The sequence below is a fragment of the Gordonia sp. LMA167 genome (assembly GCF_058130025.1).
Map to the genome: position 1 here is coordinate 1,481,633 of NZ_CM176708.1, position 19,560 is coordinate 1,501,192.

General features: G+C 68.1%; 15 protein-coding genes. All 15 read left to right on the top strand.

Annotated features, from left to right (window positions below):
• Positions 1 to 2 precede the first annotated feature (2 nt).
• The 15 genes from ACVT6V_RS06685 to ACVT6V_RS06755 all read left to right on the top strand — a co-directional run bounded on the left by ACVT6V_RS06685 (position 3) and on the right by ACVT6V_RS06755 (position 19,342).
• The gene (locus tag ACVT6V_RS06685) at positions 3 to 1,493 is read left to right on the top strand and encodes a complex I subunit 4 family protein (RefSeq protein ID WP_489899015.1); all 1,491 of its coding nucleotides are present in this window, start codon (positions 3 to 5) and stop codon (positions 1,491 to 1,493) included.
• Positions 1,494 to 1,505: 12 nt separating this feature from the next.
• A complete protein-coding gene (locus ACVT6V_RS06690; RefSeq protein ID WP_489900730.1) occupies positions 1,506 to 2,900 on the top strand; it encodes an NADH-quinone oxidoreductase subunit N in 1,395 nt (464 codons plus the stop codon).
• A gap of 147 nt (positions 2,901 to 3,047) precedes the next feature.
• Positions 3,048 to 4,706, top strand: a complete 1,659-nt coding sequence (gene nadB / locus ACVT6V_RS06695) for an L-aspartate oxidase (protein WP_489899016.1) — start codon at positions 3,048 to 3,050, stop codon at positions 4,704 to 4,706.
• Positions 4,707 to 4,768: 62 nt separating this feature from the next.
• Entirely contained in the window at positions 4,769 to 5,668 is a 900-nt protein-coding gene (locus ACVT6V_RS06700; protein WP_489899017.1) for an alpha/beta fold hydrolase, read from the top strand.
• Between the two features lie 31 nt (positions 5,669 to 5,699).
• Positions 5,700 to 6,575, top strand: coding sequence for an alpha/beta fold hydrolase (locus ACVT6V_RS06705; protein WP_489899018.1), 876 nt, complete (start codon positions 5,700 to 5,702; stop codon positions 6,573 to 6,575).
• A 196-nt stretch (positions 6,576 to 6,771) separates the two neighbouring features.
• A complete protein-coding gene (locus ACVT6V_RS06710; protein WP_489899019.1) occupies positions 6,772 to 7,842 on the top strand; it encodes a hypothetical protein in 1,071 nt (356 codons plus the stop codon).
• 98 nt (positions 7,843 to 7,940) lie between these two features.
• The gene (locus ACVT6V_RS06715) at positions 7,941 to 8,234 is read left to right on the top strand and encodes a metal-sensitive transcriptional regulator (RefSeq protein WP_489899020.1); all 294 of its coding nucleotides are present in this window, start codon (positions 7,941 to 7,943) and stop codon (positions 8,232 to 8,234) included.
• A gap of 76 nt (positions 8,235 to 8,310) precedes the next feature.
• On the top strand, positions 8,311 to 8,514 hold the full coding sequence (locus tag ACVT6V_RS06720) for a heavy-metal-associated domain-containing protein (RefSeq protein WP_489899021.1): 204 nt from the start codon (positions 8,311 to 8,313) through the stop codon (positions 8,512 to 8,514).
• On the top strand, positions 8,511 to 8,657 hold the full coding sequence (locus tag ACVT6V_RS06725) for a hypothetical protein (RefSeq protein WP_489899022.1): 147 nt from the start codon (positions 8,511 to 8,513) through the stop codon (positions 8,655 to 8,657). Before ACVT6V_RS06720 ends, ACVT6V_RS06725 begins: the two co-directional genes overlap by 4 nt.
• Positions 8,658 to 8,672: 15 nt before the next feature.
• The gene (locus ACVT6V_RS06730; protein ID WP_489899023.1) at positions 8,673 to 10,940 is read left to right on the top strand and encodes a heavy metal translocating P-type ATPase; all 2,268 of its coding nucleotides are present in this window, start codon (positions 8,673 to 8,675) and stop codon (positions 10,938 to 10,940) included.
• Between the two features lie 456 nt (positions 10,941 to 11,396).
• A complete protein-coding gene (locus ACVT6V_RS06735; RefSeq protein ID WP_489899024.1) occupies positions 11,397 to 12,740 on the top strand; it encodes an IS4 family transposase in 1,344 nt (447 codons plus the stop codon).
• Positions 12,741 to 13,173: 433 nt separating this feature from the next.
• Positions 13,174 to 14,631 carry an FAD-binding protein gene (locus ACVT6V_RS06740; RefSeq protein ID WP_489899025.1) on the top strand — a complete coding sequence of 486 codons (1,458 nt, stop codon included), beginning with the start codon at positions 13,174 to 13,176 and terminating at the stop codon, positions 14,629 to 14,631.
• A gap of 73 nt (positions 14,632 to 14,704) precedes the next feature.
• Positions 14,705 to 16,267 carry a molybdopterin-dependent oxidoreductase gene (locus ACVT6V_RS06745; protein WP_489899026.1) on the top strand — a complete coding sequence of 521 codons (1,563 nt, stop codon included), beginning with the start codon at positions 14,705 to 14,707 and terminating at the stop codon, positions 16,265 to 16,267.
• A gap of 114 nt (positions 16,268 to 16,381) precedes the next feature.
• A complete protein-coding gene (locus ACVT6V_RS06750) occupies positions 16,382 to 17,707 on the top strand; it encodes a PE-PPE domain-containing protein (RefSeq protein ID WP_489899027.1) in 1,326 nt (441 codons plus the stop codon).
• Positions 17,708 to 17,791: 84 nt separating this feature from the next.
• Entirely contained in the window at positions 17,792 to 19,342 is a 1,551-nt protein-coding gene (locus tag ACVT6V_RS06755; protein WP_489899028.1) for a hypothetical protein, read from the top strand.
• Positions 19,343 to 19,560 lie beyond the last annotated feature (218 nt).

Below are 19,560 nucleotides of genomic sequence, written 5' to 3' on the forward strand. Positions count from 1 at the left end.
TCGTGCTCAGTCTGATCGTGTTCGGACCTCTGGCCGCGGCGCTGGCGTTGCTGGTGCCGGGCTGGACGGCCGCAGCCGCCCGGCGGTGGTGGGTGGCCATCGCCGCGGCCGACCTGGCGCTCGTGGTGTGGGCATGGATCGTCTACGACACACCCGCACCGGGCCGCCTCGCGCTCACCGAACAGGTCCCCTGGATTCCGGGCGTGCACAGCAGCTATCACGTGGGGGTCGACGGACTGTCGTTGCCGCTGGTCGCGATGACGGCGGTGATCTTTCTCGCGTGCGCCGTGTACTCGATGCGCACCGACGACGAACGGTCCCGTGCCAAGGTGGCCCTGTTCCTGTTCCTGCAGTCGGTCAGTCTCGGTCTGTTCGTCGCCGCCGACCTCATCCTGTTCTTCGTCTTCTTCGATCTGTCGATCGTCGCGATGTACTTCGTGATCGCGGGTTGGGGCCACGGCGACGCCCGGCGGTCCGCGCTCAAGTTCTTCCTGTACACCTTCGTCGGGTCGCTGGTGCTGCTGCTCGGATTCATCGGCCTCTATGTGGTCGCCGAGCCGCACACGTTCGACATGGTCGAACTGGCCGCGTCCCCGCCGTCGGCGGATGGCACGGTGACCGGCGGCCTCATCCTCGCGGCACTTCTGCTCGGGTTGGCGATCAAGACCCCGACCGTCCCGTTCCACACCTGGCTGCCACCCGCGCACACCGATGCACCCGCGATCGGTTCGGCGGTGCTCGCCGGTGTGCTCCTGAAGATGGGCACCTACGGATTCGTCCGGGTGGCGATGCCCATGCTGCCGTCCTCCTGGCAGGACTGGGCGCCGGTGATCATCACCATCGGGGTCATCTCGGTGATCTACGGCGCGCTGGTCGCGCTCGCCCAGACCGACCTGAAACGGATGATCGCCTACACCTCGGTCAACCACATGGGTTACGTCCTGGTGGGTCTCGGAGCGGCCGGAGTTCTCGCGAGCGGTACCGCCGACGCCCGATCGGTCGCGGTCACCGGTGCGGTCACGCAGATGGTGAGCCACGGGTTGATCACCGGCGCGCTGTTCCTGCTCGCGGGAGTGTTCTTCGACCGCGCCGGCAGTTACGACCTCGACTCCTACGGCGGGTTGGCGTCGTCGGCGCCGCGGCTGGCGACGCTGTTCGCCCTGGGTGCCTTCGCCTCGTTGGGCCTGCCCGGCTTCTCCGGGTTCATCGCCGAGTTCCAGATCTTCACCGGCAGCATCGCCGCGGTGCCGGTGACGGCGATCGCGCTCGTCGGCATCCTGATCGTCGCCGGGCTGTTCCTGTGGGCGCTGCAGCGCGTGTTCACCGGCCCGACGTCCGGTCACTCGACCGGGTTCGCCGACCTGACGGTCACCGAGGTGGCCTCGGTCGGTGCGCTGCTGGCCCTGTCCGTCCTCATCGGTGTCTTCCCGCGCTGGCTGCTCGACGTGATCGAGCCGGCGGCGTCGGCCCTCGTCGGCCTGGTGGGACGGTAGGCGATGGACGGGATGCGCCCACTGGCGATGCTGCCGGAGATCCTGCTGTTCGGCGGTGGGCTGCTGGTGCTGATCGGTGGATCGTTCCTGCCGCGCTCCCGGCAATGGTGGGCCCGCATCGGTGCCGCGGTAGCGCTGCTGGTTAGCGCTGTGCTCGCGGCGATCGCGATGGCCGGTGCCACGACGACCGCGTTCGAGGGTGCCTTCGTGGCCGACACGGCCACCGACGTGGTGCGGATCGCGGCCGTGATCGGCGCGCTTGCAGTACTCGCGATCGCCGGCGGCGAGATCTCCGGTTCGGACCGCGAGAGCGAGACGTACGCGTTGATCCTGTTCGCCACCGCGGGCACGCTCGTCGTCGCGGGCGCCGAGGACCTGTTGGTCCTGGCCCCCGGGTTTCTGCTCGCGAGCATCCCGGTCTACGGACTCATCGGGTTGCGTCGCACCGCCGAGTGCGCCGAGGCCGCGATGAAGACATACCTGCTCGGGGCGTTGTTCGGGATCGTGTTGCTCGCCGGGATCACCCTGCTCTACGCGGTCACCGCCGTCACCGACTATGCGGAACTGGCCCGCCGACTGCCCGACGCGCCCAGCGCCATCGTCGCCGCCGGTCTACTCGCGGTCACCGCGGCCCTGCTGTTCAAGGCGGGCGGTGTCCCGGCACACTTCTGGGTCCCCGACGCCGCGCAGGGTTCCGGCGCGGCCGTCGCCACGTTCGTCACCACGGTCCCCAAGGTCGGGGCGTTGGTTGCCATCTACCGGCTGGCGCTCGTCGTGCCGGACACCGTCGCCTGGCCTGCGGTGCTGTCCGTGTTCGCGGTGGCGGGCATGGTGTTGGCCACGCTGGCCGCCTACTGGCAGCGCGATCCCCGACGGTTGCTCGGCTGGTCGACGGTGGCACAGGTGGGTTTCCTGCTGGTGCCGGTGGTGGTCATCTCCGACACCGATCTGGCCCTGCCGTCGATGCTGTTCTATCTCGTCGGTTACACGGTCACCAACGTCGCTGCGTTCGCGGTGTCGGCGGCCGTGCCGACGATCCGGGATCTCGAGGGATTCCGGGGTCTCGGACGTCGCAGTCCCGTCCTCGCCGGGAGTCTGGTGGTCGCGTTGCTCGGGTTGGTCGGCACGCCACCCACCGCGGTGTTCGTCGGCAAACTCACCACGGCGACGGCTGCGTGGGACGGAGGTCGGGCGTGGCTGGCGGTGGCCGTCGTGGTCACCACAGTCCTGAGCCTGTTCTTCTATCTACGCTGGCTGGCGCCGGTGTTCGGACGAATCCCAGTGGGCGGCGAGACGGCGTCGACACGACCCGAGATCTGGGCGACAGCCACCGCGGTCATCGCCGCTGCAGCGAGCATCGCGATCGGTGTCGGTGCGGGACCCGTATGGGATCTGGTGGCCGGCTGACGCGCGTCCTGGCTGCCGGGGCCGCAGAGCGCCGACGACGCACGGTGGGCATGTTGCGGATCTCGCGCTAGAGTTTTCGACTGGGAATCGAAAACAGGTCGTCGTGGTTGTCCACTGATGACCGACCTCTTCGCGAGGGGAGCGACAATGAGCCACAGGCGGCCCACCCACAGGCGGCTATCCCGCACGGTGCCCGGAGACGAGTCCCGGGCCGACCTCGTCGTGGTCGGCGCCGGTGTCGCCGGATTGACCGCCGCGCTGTGCGCGGCCGAGGCCGGACTGCGCGTGGTGGTGCTCAACAAAGGACCGGGCTGGCGCGCGGACCTCGCGGAGCAATCGACGGCGACCTTCTATGCGCAGGGCGGGATCGCGGTGGTGGCGCCGCAGTATCCCGACGACTCCGTCGACCTGCACCTGGCCGACACACTCGCCGCGGGAGCCGGGCTCACCGACCCCCAGACCACGCGGCCGATCCTGGCCGACGGGTGGTCGGCGGTATCCGGCCTGATCGGATGGGGTGCCGACTTCGACCGCGCGGCCGACGGCTCGCTGGCCCGAACCCGTGAGGGCGGACACTCGGTGCGCCGGATCATCCACGCCGGCGGCGACGCCACCGGCGCCCAGGTGCAGCAAACGCTGAGTCGTCGCCTGCGCGAGGCAGCCCGTCATCTGCCGATCACGAACATCGACGACGCGATCGTCACCGAGGTCCTACGCCCGGACCGACAGACCTCGGGCGTGGCCTTCCGGACCTCCGGACGGCAGCGAGTCGTCCTCGCGCCCACCGTGCTGCTCGCCACCGGCGGTGCCGGACATCTGTACGCCGCGACGACCAACCCGGCGGGCGCCACCGCCGACGGGATCGCGCTGGCGCTGCGCGCCGGAGCCGTGATCGCGGACATGGAGTTCATCCAGTTCCACCCGACGATGCTCTACATCGCCGGGGCGCGCGGCCGGCGCACGCTGATCAGCGAGGCCGTGCGCGGTGAGGGTGGCCGGCTCGTCGACGCCGCCGGCCGGTCGGTGACCGACGGGGTGCATCCGATGGGTGACCTCGCACCCCGCGACGTGGTCGCCAACGCCGTCGAAGAACGGCTCGGCGCGACGGGCGATCCGTGTGTCTTCCTCGACGTCGCGTCCATCCCCGACTTCGTCACGCGCTTCCCGACGGTGACCGCCGGGGTGGCGGCCGCCGGACTCGACATCGCGAGCGGTCTGATCCCCGTGGTACCGGGCGCGCACTATCTGTGCGGGGGAGTGCTGACCGACGTCGACGGGCGTACCACCATCCCGGGGCTGCTCGCGGCGGGTGAAGTGGCCCGAACCGGGTTGCACGGTGCCAATCGGTTGGCGTCCAACAGCCTGCTCGAAGGCCTGGTGATGGGACGCCGGGCCGCGCACGTTGCCGCCGCCCGCCGCGACAAGGCGGTGGTCGACGCCGTGCCGTCGACACCGCCGAAGCGTCCGGTGCTCACCCGGCGAGACCTGCAGAACCTGATGTCCGCGTCGGCCGCGCTGCGCCGCGACGCGGACGGGCTGGCCGCCGTGGAAGACGAGCTGCGGAGGGCGTCGACCCGATCCCCGGACACCGTGTCCGACGTCGAGGATGCCGCGCTCACCCTGACCGCGCGCGTCGTCGTCGCCGCGGCACTGGCCCGGACCGAATCCCGCGGCTGCCACACCCGCACCGATCATCCGGAAACCGACACCGTCGCCCGGGCCCGCTGTTTCGGGTTGATCGACGACGAGATCACCGAATGTCACGGCACCGATGCGATCGCCGAGATCGGGGTGCTCGTGCCCTGAGAGCGGTCGGGCCTCCGATTCCGGGACCTCGCGGGCCCTGATCCGCGGTAACGTCGGCGACCATGACTGCGCCGGAGCGGATCGTCGTCGATCTCGGTCACGTCCGCCTGCATGCGCTCACCTGGGGGGACCCGCGCGCGCCCCTGGCTCTCTGCCTGCACGGATTTCCCGATTCCGCCTGGACCTGGCGGCATCTGGGACCGACGCTGGCCGCGGCGGGTCACCGGGTCGTCGCGCCGTTCACGCGCGGATACGCACCGTCGACCATCCCCGCCGATCATGACTTCCACGTCTCCGCCCTCGCCCACGACGCGCTCGCGTTGCACGAGGCGCTCGGCGGCGACGACCGTGCGGTCCTGATCGGGCACGACTGGGGTGCCCTCACCGTGCACGGCATCGCGTCCCGCGCCGACAACCCCTTCCGAAGCATGGTCGCGATGGCGGTCCCCCCGATCGCATCCATCCGCGAACGTTCCGGCTGGTCACAGATCCGTCTCGCCCTCCGGCAGATCGGGATGAGCTGGTACATCGGCTTCAATCAACTACCGACGATTCCCGAACGCAGTCTCGACCGACTCATCCCGTTCCTGTGGCGTCGATGGGGGCCGGCGCCGGACCCCGACGATGTCGCCAACGCACTCGCCGCGGTCCCGACGACCCCACACCGCCGGGCCGTCCTCGGCTACTACCGGGCGATGCTGCGGCCCCGGATCCATCCGCGATATGCCCACGACGGCGGTTCGTGGCTGCGACCACCCACCGCCCCCATGCTCTATCTGCACGGCACGCACGACGGTTGTATGCAGGTCGGGTTCGTCGACGGGCTCGCCGAGCACCTACCCGCGGGCAGCGACGTCGCCCGCGTGGCCGGCGCCGGACATTTCCTCCACCTCGACCGACCCGACGCCGTCCATCGGCACATCATCGGATTCCTCACCGCCGACGACCCGAACGGCGGCTAGGCATCCGCGCACGTGCGGCACAATCGGACTCATGCCGACCTCCACGATCGCGCCGCGCGAGATCTCGTTCACCGGTGTCGACGGCATCACGTTGCGTGCCGACGAATGGCGACCGGCCTCCGATCCCGTCGGTCCGTCGATCCTGCTGTTGCACGGTGGTGGGCAGACCCGCCACTCCTGGAAGCGGACGGGCGGCTTCCTCGCGGCCGCCGGTCTGCACGCCGTCTCCGTGGACACCCGCGGTCACGGACGCAGCGACTGGTCACCGGGCGGCGAATACAGCATGGAACTGCTGACCGGCGACGTGGTCGAGGTCGTCCGGCAGATCGGCCGACCCACCACGCTCGTGGGCGCCAGCATGGGAGGCCTCAGCAGTATCGGCGCGGCCGCCGAACTCGGTGCGCACACGGTGCCGACGTTGGTGCTCGTCGACGTCGTACCGCGTTTCAGCCACGGCGGTGGTGAGCGGGTGCGGGGTTTCATGGCCGGCAACGTCGGCGGTTTCGACTCGCTCGAGCAGGCGGCCGACGCCATCTCCGACTACCTGCCGCATCGGCCCAGGGCCTTCAATCCGGAAGGGCTCAAACGCAATCTGCGCGAAGGCGACGACGGTCGCTGGTACTGGCACTGGGACCCGGCGTTCGTGACGTCGGCGCCGGATGGCGCGAACTTCATCCCGGCCACCCGGCTCGAGGCTCAACTCGCATCACTGACGATTCCCATTCTGCTGATCCGGGGGAAATTGTCCGACGTCGTTCCCGCCGACGCCGTCGACGGGTTCCGCCGGGTCGTCCCGGATGCGCAGGTCGTCGAACTGTCCGATGCGGCGCACACCGCGGCCGCGGACGACAACGACGCGTTCACCGACGTGGTCCTCGACTTCATCGGCGTGAACCAACAGCCCTAGTACGACCACCGTCACCGACACTCCCGCCGCGTCTATGGCGTCTTCGGCCGATTCCTTCGTACACTTGCCGCCGGGGAGGTACTGCGATCGCACCGGATGTCGGGTAGGTGTGTTGTCGTGCGCCGCGTGATCTCGAGTGCCCGGGCCGATCGATCTATTCGTTGCGCATGCGCGTGACGCGCGAAGGAGTGACCGTATGAACGGCGAGGGCTGCTGGTCGACGGTCGTCTGCACCCCGGACGAGCGCAGCGCCCTGGGGTTGACCGGGCAGTCGGAATGGCTGCTGCATTGTCGGCTCACCGCAGGCCACCGCGGCAACCACGCCACCGATGCGAGCACGCGCCCGCGTGTCGACCGTCGTCTCTGGCTGGAGTGGAACGACTTCGACGATCACGCCCAGTCGCTGATCGAACGCAATCCGTGTTCGACACGCTCGCCGCAGGGCGCCACCTGCCTCTACTACGAAGGACATGGCGGTGCTCATCTCTTCGCGCCCTCCAACGGTCATGCACCGACGGCGGTGCCGGGATCGCCCCCGACGCCGAACTCCCCGCCCGGGCCGCCGTCGATGAACAACACGCAGGCGCCGGGGTCCGCGCCCGTGGCGCCGCACCGTCCGCGCCCCGAGCAGGCACCCGGGCAGCACATGATGCCACCCATGCCGCCGGCCGCGCGTCCGCCGCAGGCCCCGGCACAACCTGCGCCGCCGCAGGGGTCGGGCCGGCAGACCCCACCTCCGCGCGCGCCGGGACAGACCGGACCCATGCCGCCGCCGACCGGGCCGCATCGAGTCGCACCACCGAACCGGCCGACCCCGCCCGGACCGCCGGCGGGACCGGCGCCACAACCCGCACACATGACCGCCGACTCACAGCGCCCTGACACCCGGGCGTCGTCGACCGCGTCGCCGACATCCGCGCCGCCGACATCCGCGCAGCCGCGGCCGTCGGGCTCGGACCCTCGCACGTCCTTTGCAACCGCCACGGCCGGCGGCCGCACCGGGTCAGGGCAGCTCGGTTACCGCCCGGGACGCCGTTCCACCGGGGCGGAGCCGCCCGCTGATACGGCGGTGCGACCGACCAATCGTCATCGGCTCCCCGACGCGGACGGCGGTGCGCCGTCGGCGGGCATGGAGCGCCCCGAGCCCGCGGCCCCGCGTGCGCAGCCGGGAGATCGGGACGGCACCGACGTCGCGGCCGCTCTCCGCGAGGTGGCGGCAGCGCTCGAGACGCTGGCCGCGGCGTTGCGCCCCTCGCGCGAGGACTGATCCAGACCTCTTCTGACCGGCGTCGCCGGCGGTGGGCAGGGTTGCGCCCGGTGTGTACCCTAGGGGGGTACCGGTATTTCGGGAGACAGGGCGGACCCATGGAACAGGCGCAGCACGGCTACATCGGCCGCAAGGACGACTACCTCCGACGCTTGCGTCGGATCGAAGGTCAGGCGCGGGGTCTGCAGCGCATGGTCGACGAAGAGGCTTACTGCATCGACATCCTGACGCAGGTCTCGGCGATGACCAAGGCGCTGCAGGCCGTCGGCCTCGGGTTGCTCGAGGAGCACATGAACCATTGCGTCGTGCACGCGGCGCAGGAGAGTGATGCCGCGGGGCAGGAGAAGGTCGACGAGGCCATGGCCGCGATCACCCGCCTGGTCCGGTCCTGAATCGACGAGAACCACTGCACGGCAACGTGTTGACAGCGGCGTCGACAGACGGCGTCGAGACTATGAGGAGGTACGGATGGCAACGGCGACCTACACGGTGACAGGAATGACCTGCGAACACTGCGTGTCCTCGGTCCGCGAGGAGATCGGCGAGATCGCCGGCGTCGAGAACGTGGACGTGTCACTCGACACCGGCTCGGTGGAGGTCACCAGCGACCACGAGCTCGACCGGGCCGCGGTGGAGGCCGCGGTGACCGAGGCGGGCTACCAACTGGCATGAACCCCGGCTACCGGATCGTCGGTTTCGTCGTCGCGCTCGCGGCGGTCTTCGGCGTGGCCTTCGGTATCGGCCGTGCCGTCGACCCGTGGGGCGACGACGCTCCGACCCAACCACCGGGCATGCACCAACAGCACGGCGGATAGGCGGCAATCGGGATCGTGACGACCAACAGCATCGACCATATCGACTTCGACATCGAGGGAATGACCTGCGCATCCTGCGCCGGGCGCATCGAGCGCAAGCTCAACCGCCTCGATGGCGTCAGCGCGTCGGTCAACTATGCCACCGAACAGGCGCACGTCGAATTTCCGACGGGCCTCGACGCGACGGACCTGATCACCGTGGTCCGCGACGCCGGGTACGACGCCTCCCCGGTCCGAGCGGCCGGCGATGAGGACACCGGTGCCCCGTCCACACGCGATCGTGAGGATCGCGAACTCGACGGTTTGCGGCAGCGGCTGATCGTGTCGGCGCTGCTGACACTGCCGGTGATCGTGTTGGCCATGGTTCCGGCCTGGCAGTTCACCTACTGGCAGTGGCTGTCGTTGACGCTGGCGGCGCCCGTGGTGGTGTGGGGTGCCTACCCCTTCCATCGGGCGGCGTGGATCAACCTCCGACATGGTGCGACCACGATGGACACCCTGGTGTCGATGGGCACACTGGCCGCCTTCGCATGGTCGGTGTACGCGCTGTTCTTCGGCACCGCCGGCGAGCCCGGAATGCGTCACGGGTTCGACCTCGTCGCCTCGCGCGGCGACGGCACCGCCAACATCTATCTCGAGGCCGCGGCCGGTGTGACCACCTTCCTGCTGGCCGGACGGTACTTCGAGAAGAGATCCAAGCGGCGCGCAGGCGACGCGTTGCGGGCGTTGATGGATCTGGGTGCCAAGGACGTCGCGGTGATCGTCGACGGTGTCGAGCGCCGGGTTCCGGTGTCCGAGCTCGCTGTCGGCGACGAGTTCGTCGTCCGGCCGGGCGAGCGGATCGCGACCGACGGCGTCGTGGTCGACGGTGTGTCCGCGGTGGACGCGTCGATGATCACCGGAGAATCGGTGCCCACCGAGGTCGCCGAAGGCGATGAGGTCATCGGCGCCACCGTGAACGCCGGCGGCCGGCTGGTGGTGCGCGCCAACCGTGTCGGCGCCGATACCGCGCTGGCCCAGATGGCGAAGATGGTCGCCGACGCCCAGGCCGGCAAGGCTCAGGTGCAGCGCCTCGCCGACCGGATCTCGGCGTGGTTCGTACCCGCGGTCATCACGATCGCCGTTGCGACACTGGGTTTCTGGCTCGGCGCAGGGGCTGATGCGAACGTGTCGGGTGGTGTGACGTTCGCCTTCACGGCGGCCGTCGCCGTCCTGATCATCGCGTGCCCCTGCGCGCTCGGACTCGCCACACCGACGGCCTTGATGGTCGGCACCGGTCGCGGCGCCCAGCTCGGCGTGCTGCTGAAGGGGCCGGAGGTCCTGGAGAACACGCGCCGTGTCGACACCATCGTGCTCGACAAGACGGGCACCGTGACGACCGGGGAGATGACGTTGCAGTCCAGCGTCATCGTGGCCGACGGACCCGACGAGAAACGGGTTGTGACGTCGGCGGCCGCGGTCGAGGCGGGTTCCGAACATCCGATCGGGAAGGCGCTCGTCGACGGCGTAGCGCGTCGATTCCCGGGTTCTCCGGCGAAGGTCACCGACTTCCGCGCGGTCGAGGGGGCAGGCGTCACCGGCACCGTGGACGGGGTTCACGTAGCGGTCCAGAAGCCTGGTGCGCTGGGCGGTTCGTTGCCAGGATCGTTCGCCGACGCCGTCACCCAGGCTCAGGGCGAAGGCGCCACCGCGGTGGTCGTGTCGTTCGACGAGCGGCCGGTCGGTGTGGTCGTCGTCGGGGACCGGATCAAGGAGACGTCGGCGGATGCGATCGCCGAACTCCGCCGGATGGGCCTGACGCCGGTGCTGCTGACCGGTGACAACGCCGGCGCGGCTGCGCACGTCGCCCGGGCCGTGGGCATCGACACCGTCATCGCCGACGTCACGCCGGGCGAGAAGCTGTCGGCCATCACGGACCTGCAGCGAGATGGCCACGTGGTGGCGATGGCCGGTGACGGCATCAACGACGCCGCTGCGCTCGCCCAGGCGGACCTCGGGATCGCGATGGGCACCGGCACCGATGTGGCCATCCAGGCCGGCGACCTCACCGTCGTCAGTGGCGACCTGTGGGCCGTGGTCGATGCCATCCGGCTAGCCCGCCGCACCCTGGGCACCATCAAGGGCAACCTGTTCTGGGCGTTCGCCTACAACGTCGCCGCACTTCCGATCGCCGCGGCCGGCCTGCTCAATCCGATGCTCGCCGGTGCTGCGATGGCACTGTCGTCGGTGTTCGTGGTCGCCAACAGCCTCCGATTGCGACGCCTCCGAGCCCATCCCCGCTGACAGAACCGAAGTCGCGCTGAGAGACCCAAAATCGCACCGTCACCCGATCCTTGAGGAGCAGCGCTTGCGTGGGTCCGTCACCCGATCCTTGAGGAGCAGCGCCTGCGTGGGTCCGTCACCCGATCCTTGAGGAGCAGCGCCTGCGTGGGTCCGTCACCCGATCCTTGAGGAGCAGCGCCTGCGTGGGTCCGTCACCCGATCCTTGAGGAGCAGCGCCTGCGTGGGTCCGTCACCCGATCCTTGAGGAGCAGCGCCTGCGTGGGTCCGTCACCCGATCCCTGAGGAGATCCGGAGCGCTAGCGGCAATGCCGCGCAGTTAAGGATGTGACTTCTGATGCAGAAGTGACACGCGGTATCGGCGTGTCGGGATTATAAACAACGGAACTCACGGTATCGATTGGATCGTCCGCCAAGACCATCCATCAACCAGGAGTTCCGTTGCCTGATCAGTCTGTCATGCCGACCACCGTTGTGACCGGTGTCGACCCGTTTGCTGCAGGTCAGCTCGGCGAGTTGACCCAGATCATTCCCCCTGAGATGGTCGATGCGGCACTGGCCGAAACCCGCACCACCCAGCGTCGGGTTCGGATGCTGCCCTCCCGAGTCGTGGTGTATCTGCTGCTCGCGGCCGGGCTATTCGCCGAGCTGGGCTATCAGCAGGTGTGGGCTCGGTTGACGTCCTCAGTACCCGCAGCGGCCTGCCCGGGCAGCTCGGCGTTGGCCCAGGCCCGCCGCCGGATCGGCCCGGCACCATTGCGCGCGTTGTTCGAGTTACTCGCCGGCGACACCGGCGGCGCCGCCCGCTGGCGCGGACTGCACGTGTGTGCGATCGACGGCACGACGATGGTGATCCCCGACAGCCCGGCCAATGGTGGCCGCTACCGACACGTCAAAGGCACCCACGGTGGCTCGACCTACCCGATCGTGCGGCTGGTGGCGCTAGTTACCTGCGGTACCCGCACACTGTGTGATGCGGTGTTCGGACCCGACACCATCGGCGAAATTGACTACGCAACACAACTATTACGATCAATCAGGCCCGGGATGCTCATCCTCTACGACCGCGGATTTGATGCCGCGGACCTGATGACCGCCATCCACGACACCGGCGCCGATTTCCTCATCCGCGGCCAGCGCACCCGCAAATCGCCCCGGTATGGCAGCTACCCCGACGGCAGCTGGCACACCATCATCGGCGGTGTCACGGTCCGCATCATCGACGCCGTCATCACCGTCAACACCACCACCGCCGACGGCCACACAATCGTGGGCACCGGACACTACCGGCTCCTGACATCGCTGACCGACTACCGCAGCTACCCCGCGGCCGACCTCGTCGAGCTGTATCACCAGCGATGGGAGATCGAAATCACCTACCTGGAACTGAAATCGAGCATCCTGGGCGGACGGGTGCTACGCGCCCGGACCCCGTCCGGGATCACCCAAGAGGTCTATGCCCTGCTCGTGGTGTACCAAGCACTACGCCTGGCCATCGCCGAGGCAACGATCAGTACCGACACCCAACCCGACCGCGGCAGTTTCACCGTCGCCCTCAACACCGCACGCGACGAAATCATCAAGGCCCGCAACATCATCGCCACAACCACCAGCACCGTCGACCTCATCGGCGCCATCGGCGCCGCCGTCCTTGCCCACCTACTCGGCCCCCGCCGCAACCGCCGATGCCCCCGCGTCACCAAACGTGCCATCTCCAAACACCGCGCGAAAGGAACCATCGACCGCACCAACTACCAGACCACCTACAACCTCACCATCGAACAATCTGCACCCGACGGTTGACAACACACCCCGAACACTAACTACGCGGCATTGGCGCTAGCGGAGGATCGTCACGAAGGGTCGCCCTTCGTGACGCATCGCTCGTTCCTCGCGAGGCTCCTCAGGGATCGGGTGGTGAGGTTTTGCTCGTTCCTCGCGAGGCTCCTCAGGGACCGAGTGGGAACGCTTCGCTCGTTCGTCGGGAGCGGGTGGTGAGGCATCGCTCGTTCCTCGCGAGGCTCCTCAGGGAGCGGGTGGTGACGTTTCGCTCGTTCCTCGCGAGGCTCCTCAGGGATCGGGTGGTGACGTTTTGCTCGTTCCTCGCGAGGCTCCTCAGGGATCGGGTGGTGACGCATCGCTCGTTCCTCGCGAGGCTCCTCAGGGGGCGGGTGGGAACTCCTCGGATCGGAGCCAGAACTAGAACATGTTCTAGTCGATCGTCTACCCTGTGGACATGGCTGGAACTGAGATCCCGGACACGATCGCATTGGACACGGTGGAGTCCTTCTCCGACGACGTGGACGTCCTGGTCATCGGGTGTGGCGTGGCCGGTGGCAGCGCCGCGGTCGAGGCGGCAGCCGCGGGTGCACGGGTGCTCGTCCTGGAACGTGCGGCGGCGGCCGGCGGCACCAGTTGCATGGCCGGCGGGCACTTCTACCTCGGCGGCGGTACCGCGGTGCAGCAGGCGACCGGTCACGACGACAGCCCCGAGGAGATGGAGAAGTACCTCACGGCGGTGTCCCGGGAGCCCGAGCCGGACAAGATCCACGCCTACTGCACTGACAGTGTCGAGCACTTCAACTGGCTCGAAGGACTCGGCTTCAGCTTCGAGCGCAGTTTCTACCCGGAGAAGGCGGTCATCCAGCCGCAGACCCAAGGGCTGATGTTCACCGGCAACGAGAAGGTGTGGCCGTTCAAGAACATCGCGAAACCCGCCCCTCGTGGCCACAAGGTCCCGGTTCCCGGTGACACCGGCGGAGCGTCGATGGTCGTCGACCTGCTGGTCAAACGCCTCACCGAACTCGGCGCCGAGATCCGTTACGAGACCGGCGCCCGGCACCTCGTCGTCGACGACGAGGGTGCGGTCGTCGGTGCGGCATGGCGAACGCCGGGGACCGAAGGAGTCATCCGCGCGAAGTCGGTGATCATCGCGGCCGGCGGGTTCGTGATGAACGAGGACATGGTCGCCCGCCACGTGCCGCACGTCGCGGAGAAGCCGTTCACCCTCGGCAGCACCTACGACGACGGCCTCGGCATCCGGTTGGGTGAATCGGTGGGAGCCGCCCTCAAACACATGGATCAGGCGTTCGTGACCGCCCCGATCTACCCGCCGAGCATCCTGCTCACCGGCATCGTCGTCAACAAGAACGGCGACCGGTTCGTCGCGGAGGACTCCTATCATTCGCGGACATCGGGCTTCGTGATGGATCAGCCGGATTCGGCCGCTTTCCTGATCGTCGACGAAGCGCACATGCAGCGTCCCGAGGTGCCGCTGATCCACCTCATCGACGGCTGGGAGACGGTCGCCGAGATGGAATCCGACCTGGGAATCCCCGAAGGCCGGCTGCAGAAGACGCTCGCCGACTACAACGCCAACGCCGCCGAGGGCCGGGACCCCGACTTCCACAAGGCGCCGGAGTTTCTCGCGGCACAGGATCACGGGCCGTGGGGAGCGTTCGACCTCAGCCTCGGCAAGGCGATGTACTCGTGTTTCACCATCGGCGGAATGGCGACGAGCCTCGACGCCGAGGTACTCGATGCCGACGGCAAAACGATCGGAGGCCTCTATGCCGCCGGAGCCTGCGCGGCCAACCTCGCGCAGGACGGCAAGGGCTATGCGAGCGGCACCCAACTGGGTGAAGGCTCCTACTTCGGCCGACGTGCCGGACGGCACGCCGCCGCGCGCGGCTGACCAGTTTGTGACCGAAGGATGACGGCCTGGCCCGGGCAGAACCATCGGCGCGATTACTGAGGTATCAAAGGATGTGACCTCCACATCGCGCGCGGCCGGACATCTCGCGGCGGCCGCCCTGGCCGGTGTCGTCGCCGTCGGATCAGGCCTCGCGTTCGGCGAACTCGTCGCCGTCACGGTCGATCCTGCTGCATCGCCCTACTTCGCGGTCGGCGCGGCCGTCGTCGACCACACACCGACGTCCGGTCGGGAGTTCGCGATCGGCACCTTCGGCACCTCCGACAAGTCCGCGCTGTATGTCGGCATGACCATCCTCATCGTGCTCATCGCCGCGATCTGCGGTGTGGCCGAACGGCTTCGGCCGCCGGTCGGGACAGTCATCGTCGGTGTGTTCGGTCTGGTCGGTGTCCTCGCGGCACTGGACCGCCCGGATTCCCGATGGACCTTCGCGATCCCGTCGGTCTTCGGTGCGGTGGTCGCCGTGATCGTGCTGCGGGTGCTGATCGGCATGCTGGCCTCCCGTACCACCGAGCCCGCCGGCGACGCATCCGACGACGAGTCGACCGTACGCGGGATCGACCGGCGGTTCGTCTTGACGGCGGCGGGCATCGCCGCGCTGGCCGTCGCCGTCGGCGCAGTCGGACGGCGCATGCTCGCCGACACCGCCCGTACGGTCGCCGACCGCACAAAGGTCGTCCTGCCGACTCCGCGAACGCCTGCGCCGCCCATTCCCCCGACGGCCGATCTCGATGTCCCCGGGGCGACTCCATTCGTCACGTCGAACGCCGACTTCTATCGGATCGACACGGCCCTGCAGGTGCCGAACCTGACGACGTCGGGGTGGTCGTTGCGCATCCACGGCATGGTCGACAACGAGGTACGGATCGGGTGGGACGAACTGATCGCGATGCCGATGACCGAGCGGCTCGTCACCCTGACTTGTGTATCGAACGTGATCGGCGGCGACCTGATCGGCAATGCGCGATGGCTGGGTGTGCCGATGAGAACTCTCCTCGACCGGGCGGGTGTGCATCCGCAGGCGGACATGCTGCTGTCGACGAGCTCGGATGGATTCACCTGCGGCACGCCCGTCTCCGCGGTCACCGACGGCCGCGACGCCCTGCTCGCGATCGGGATGAACGGGGAGCCGCTGCCCGTGGAGCACGGTTATCCGGTCCGGCAAGTCGTGCCCGGCCTCTACGGGTATGTCTCCGCCACCAAGTGGGTCGTCGACTGGGAACTGACCCGCTTCTCTGATGCGAAGGCCTATTGGACAAGCCGCGGATGGTCGGCGCTGGGCCCGATCAAACTCGCCTCGCGGATCGACCGCCCGGTGGGGTCCACGCAGCGGCGCGGGGAGGTCGTCGTTGCCGGTACCGCGTGGGCACAACACACCGGGATCGAGGCCGTCGAGGTGCGCGTCGACGACGGTGTGTGGCAGCCCGCCGACCTGGCCACCGAGTATTCGATCGACACGTGGCGCCAATGGCGGTTCACCTGGGTCGCCACTCCCGGAGAACACACCGTCTACTGCCGCGCGATCGACAAGAACGGCAAACAGCAGATCGAGGAGCACGCGTCGCCCATTCCCGACGGTGCGACCGGACTCGACTCCCGTCGGTACACGATCACGTAGTCCATTTGATCGAACACAGACCCACGGTCTGACTGAATCGTCGACTACGACACATCCAGTCCGCCGGGCGATACACTCTGCTGACTTCGTGGCATTTCGTGCGGGAGAGGGATCATGCGCCGAGTTCTTCTGTCGCTGAGCATTTTTCTCTCCGTTGCGGTGCTTCTCCAGCCGGGTTTCGGATCGGGTCCCGCCGACGCACTGAGGATCGGGCCGATCACGTTTCCGGACTCGGACTCGCCCGACCTGATCGAGCAGAAGCCGACGGTGGAGGCGAAGCCGGACTGGATGCCGGCGCTGAGCAGCCGTGACACCGTGATCCTGGTGCCGGGTACCACCGACTACGACGGCGCAGATCAACTCGGGCGCACCCGCGACATCGGCATGTTCGGCGTCGCACCCGCGACACGGCCGCCGGTACGGGTGGTGAACTATCCGGCTGCGTTCGGTCTGACCATCGGCGACTTCCCGATCTACCTGGCCGGCGAGGGCACATTCAACGACTCCGTCGAAGTCGGCACCGCGAAGGGGGTCGCCGCCGCCGAGGCCGCCTATGCCGCCCACCCGGATCAGACGGTGGTGATCAACGGTTATTCGCAGAGCGCGCCGGTCGCGATGAACATCGCCCACGTGCTGCGCCAGCGCGGGACGATCCCGGACGATCGGATCGTCGTCGTGGTCGGTGCCGATTCCCGATTCCCCACCACCGGAGTCGAGAACGTGGTGCCCAGCGTCATTCCCGGCATGTACACCAATGGTGACCGCGACCCGTCGGACACCGGTGACATCCCGGTGTACTCGTACTGTGTCCGCGGTGACGCGACCTGCGGCGTCGGCAATCCCTTCGCCAACCCGCTGTCCACGTTCTTCTACCTGGTTCCTGGCTTCTATGTGCACGGGTTCTTGACGTATCGCATCAACGAATACGACATCGCCAAGGAATGGGACAGTCCCGAGGGGAACACCCACTACGTCGTCTATGACGGCGGAAATCCGTGGGGCATGATGCTGCGTGACCTCGGCGTCCCCGTGCCGAAGGACGCCGACGACGTGGTGAGTGCGCTCGTTCCGGTCCCGATGCCCGGCCGCCAGGCGACGAACGCCGGTCACGCCGTTCCGACGCCACGCGAACTACAGGACACCATCTACGCCAGGCTCGGCTGGCCGGTCCCGGTGACCGATCCCGACACGAACCCCCAAGTGAACGATCGCCTTCGGGCCGATCGCACTGTCGACGACTCGTCGGTGGCCCCACCGGCGACGAAGAAGAAGCAGCAGCCGCCCCCATCGCCACCGCCGCCCCCGACGCTGGTCCGCGACATCGTCGAGCGCTACCTCGGACGGTCTCATCCCGGGGTCGGACGCCTCACGATGGCAGTACCAAATCGCGGCGCTACGCATGTGCGCACGCCGCATCATTCATCCAAATCGACGAATTGACGGCCGCACCGGTTTCGCTGTCCTACATCGCAGATTAATCGCCGTTAGACTCACCTCACCATTCCGCCGGAATCGAGGGTCCGCGTGCGTCGAGTTCTGTTGTCACTCACCGTCTTTCTGACGGTGTCCCTGTTCCTGCAGCCCGGTTCGGCGACGGGCGCCACGATCGGCGGGATCACCCTGCCGGAGGTCTCGGTCCCGGCGGACTGGACACAGGCGCAACCGGTGCGCTCCAAGCCCGTCTGGCTGCCGACGAACCTCGGCGACGATGCCACAGTCATCCTCGTGCCCGGAACCGACGACTTCGACGGCGCCGACCAGTGGGGCCGGACCGTGGCCATCGGCTTCTATGATCTCGGCACGGACGCCAGTGGGAACATCGATCCCACACGTGTCGTCATCGTCGGATATCCGGCCGCCTTCGGTTTCTCCTTGTTCGGGCAGCCGATCTATCTGGTCGGCGACGCGACCTACAACGACTCGGTCGATGCCGGGACATCGGCCACGGTGGCGGCAGCCGAGCAGGCATGGGCGAACGCCGCGGATCCCAGCCAGGTCATCATCATCAACGGATACTCCCAGAGCGGGCCGGTGGCGTGGAACGCTGCATACCTCCTGCACCAGAGCGGCAACATTCCCGACGAGAACATCGTCGTGTTGTTGGGGGCCGACACCCGCTTCCCGAACACCGGTGTGGAGACGGTGATCCCCAGCTTCATACCGGGCCTCTACATGAACGGTCCGCGTGACGAATCCGATACCGGTGACATCCAGGTCATCTCGTATTGCGTCCGCGGCGACTCCGCCTGCGGGCTCGGCAACCCGCTCGTACACCCGTTCACCACCCTGTTCTACCTGCTTCCGGGCGCCTACATCCATGGGGCCAACGGGGATTACGTGAACCAGTACACGGTCATCAAAGAGTGGCAGAGCGACGACGGCAACACGACCTACGTCGTACTCGACGGGGGCAACCCGTGGGGGATGATGCTGCGTGGACTGGGGATTCCGGTGGCGCCGGAGTTCGACACCGTGTTGAGCACTGTCGTGCCGGTCCCCATGCCGGGCGAGGCCAGCACCATTGCCGGGTATCCGGTCCCGACGCCGCGCGAGATCCAGCAGGACCTCTACGACGCACTGGGTTGGACCGTACCGGTCACCGATCCTGATGCGCTCGACAAGCAGGCCGCTGCGTCGGGCTACTCCACGATGCTCAGGACATCGAGTGCGGAGTCGACCGGTCCGCCGGATGTCGAGTCGATGAGCGGGGCGGTCGCCGCGGAGGAACCGGAAGGACCGCCTGCCGCTCTGACAGCACCTGAGGCGCCCGCCATTCCGGAGACCCCGGCCGCACCCGAGGCGCCGGCAACGCCGATGACCCCGCAGGCGCCGTCGCAGTCGACCACCGCCGCGGACGGCGGGGCCGACGGGGCGAACGCCGGCGACGACCCGGGCGACGGGCCGGGCGAGGACTCCGGGTCTCACGATTCGCCATCACCGAACGATTCGTCCGCCGACCTGGGGGAGGGTGGTGCGTCGAGCGACGCGACCGCCTCCGAACCCGCCGCCGACGAAGTATCGAATTCATCCTCGGCCACGTCCTCGAACGACGGTGTCTCCGCAGCTGACGAGTGATGTATTGGACAAGTGTCCAATTCTGGTAGAACGTGTTCCGTCAAGGGCTGAGTGACCAATCTGACTGACACGCCCCTTGCGGTTGTCCCCATGCTATGTTCGTCGCACGTTTTTGTGAGCCGGGTGACAATGCACTGTTCCGGCCCATCGCAGCCGCGATCCGAATGCGATGGAAGGGCGACCGCCGGGGTCCGGTCTGCCAGGTGCGTACCTGACCA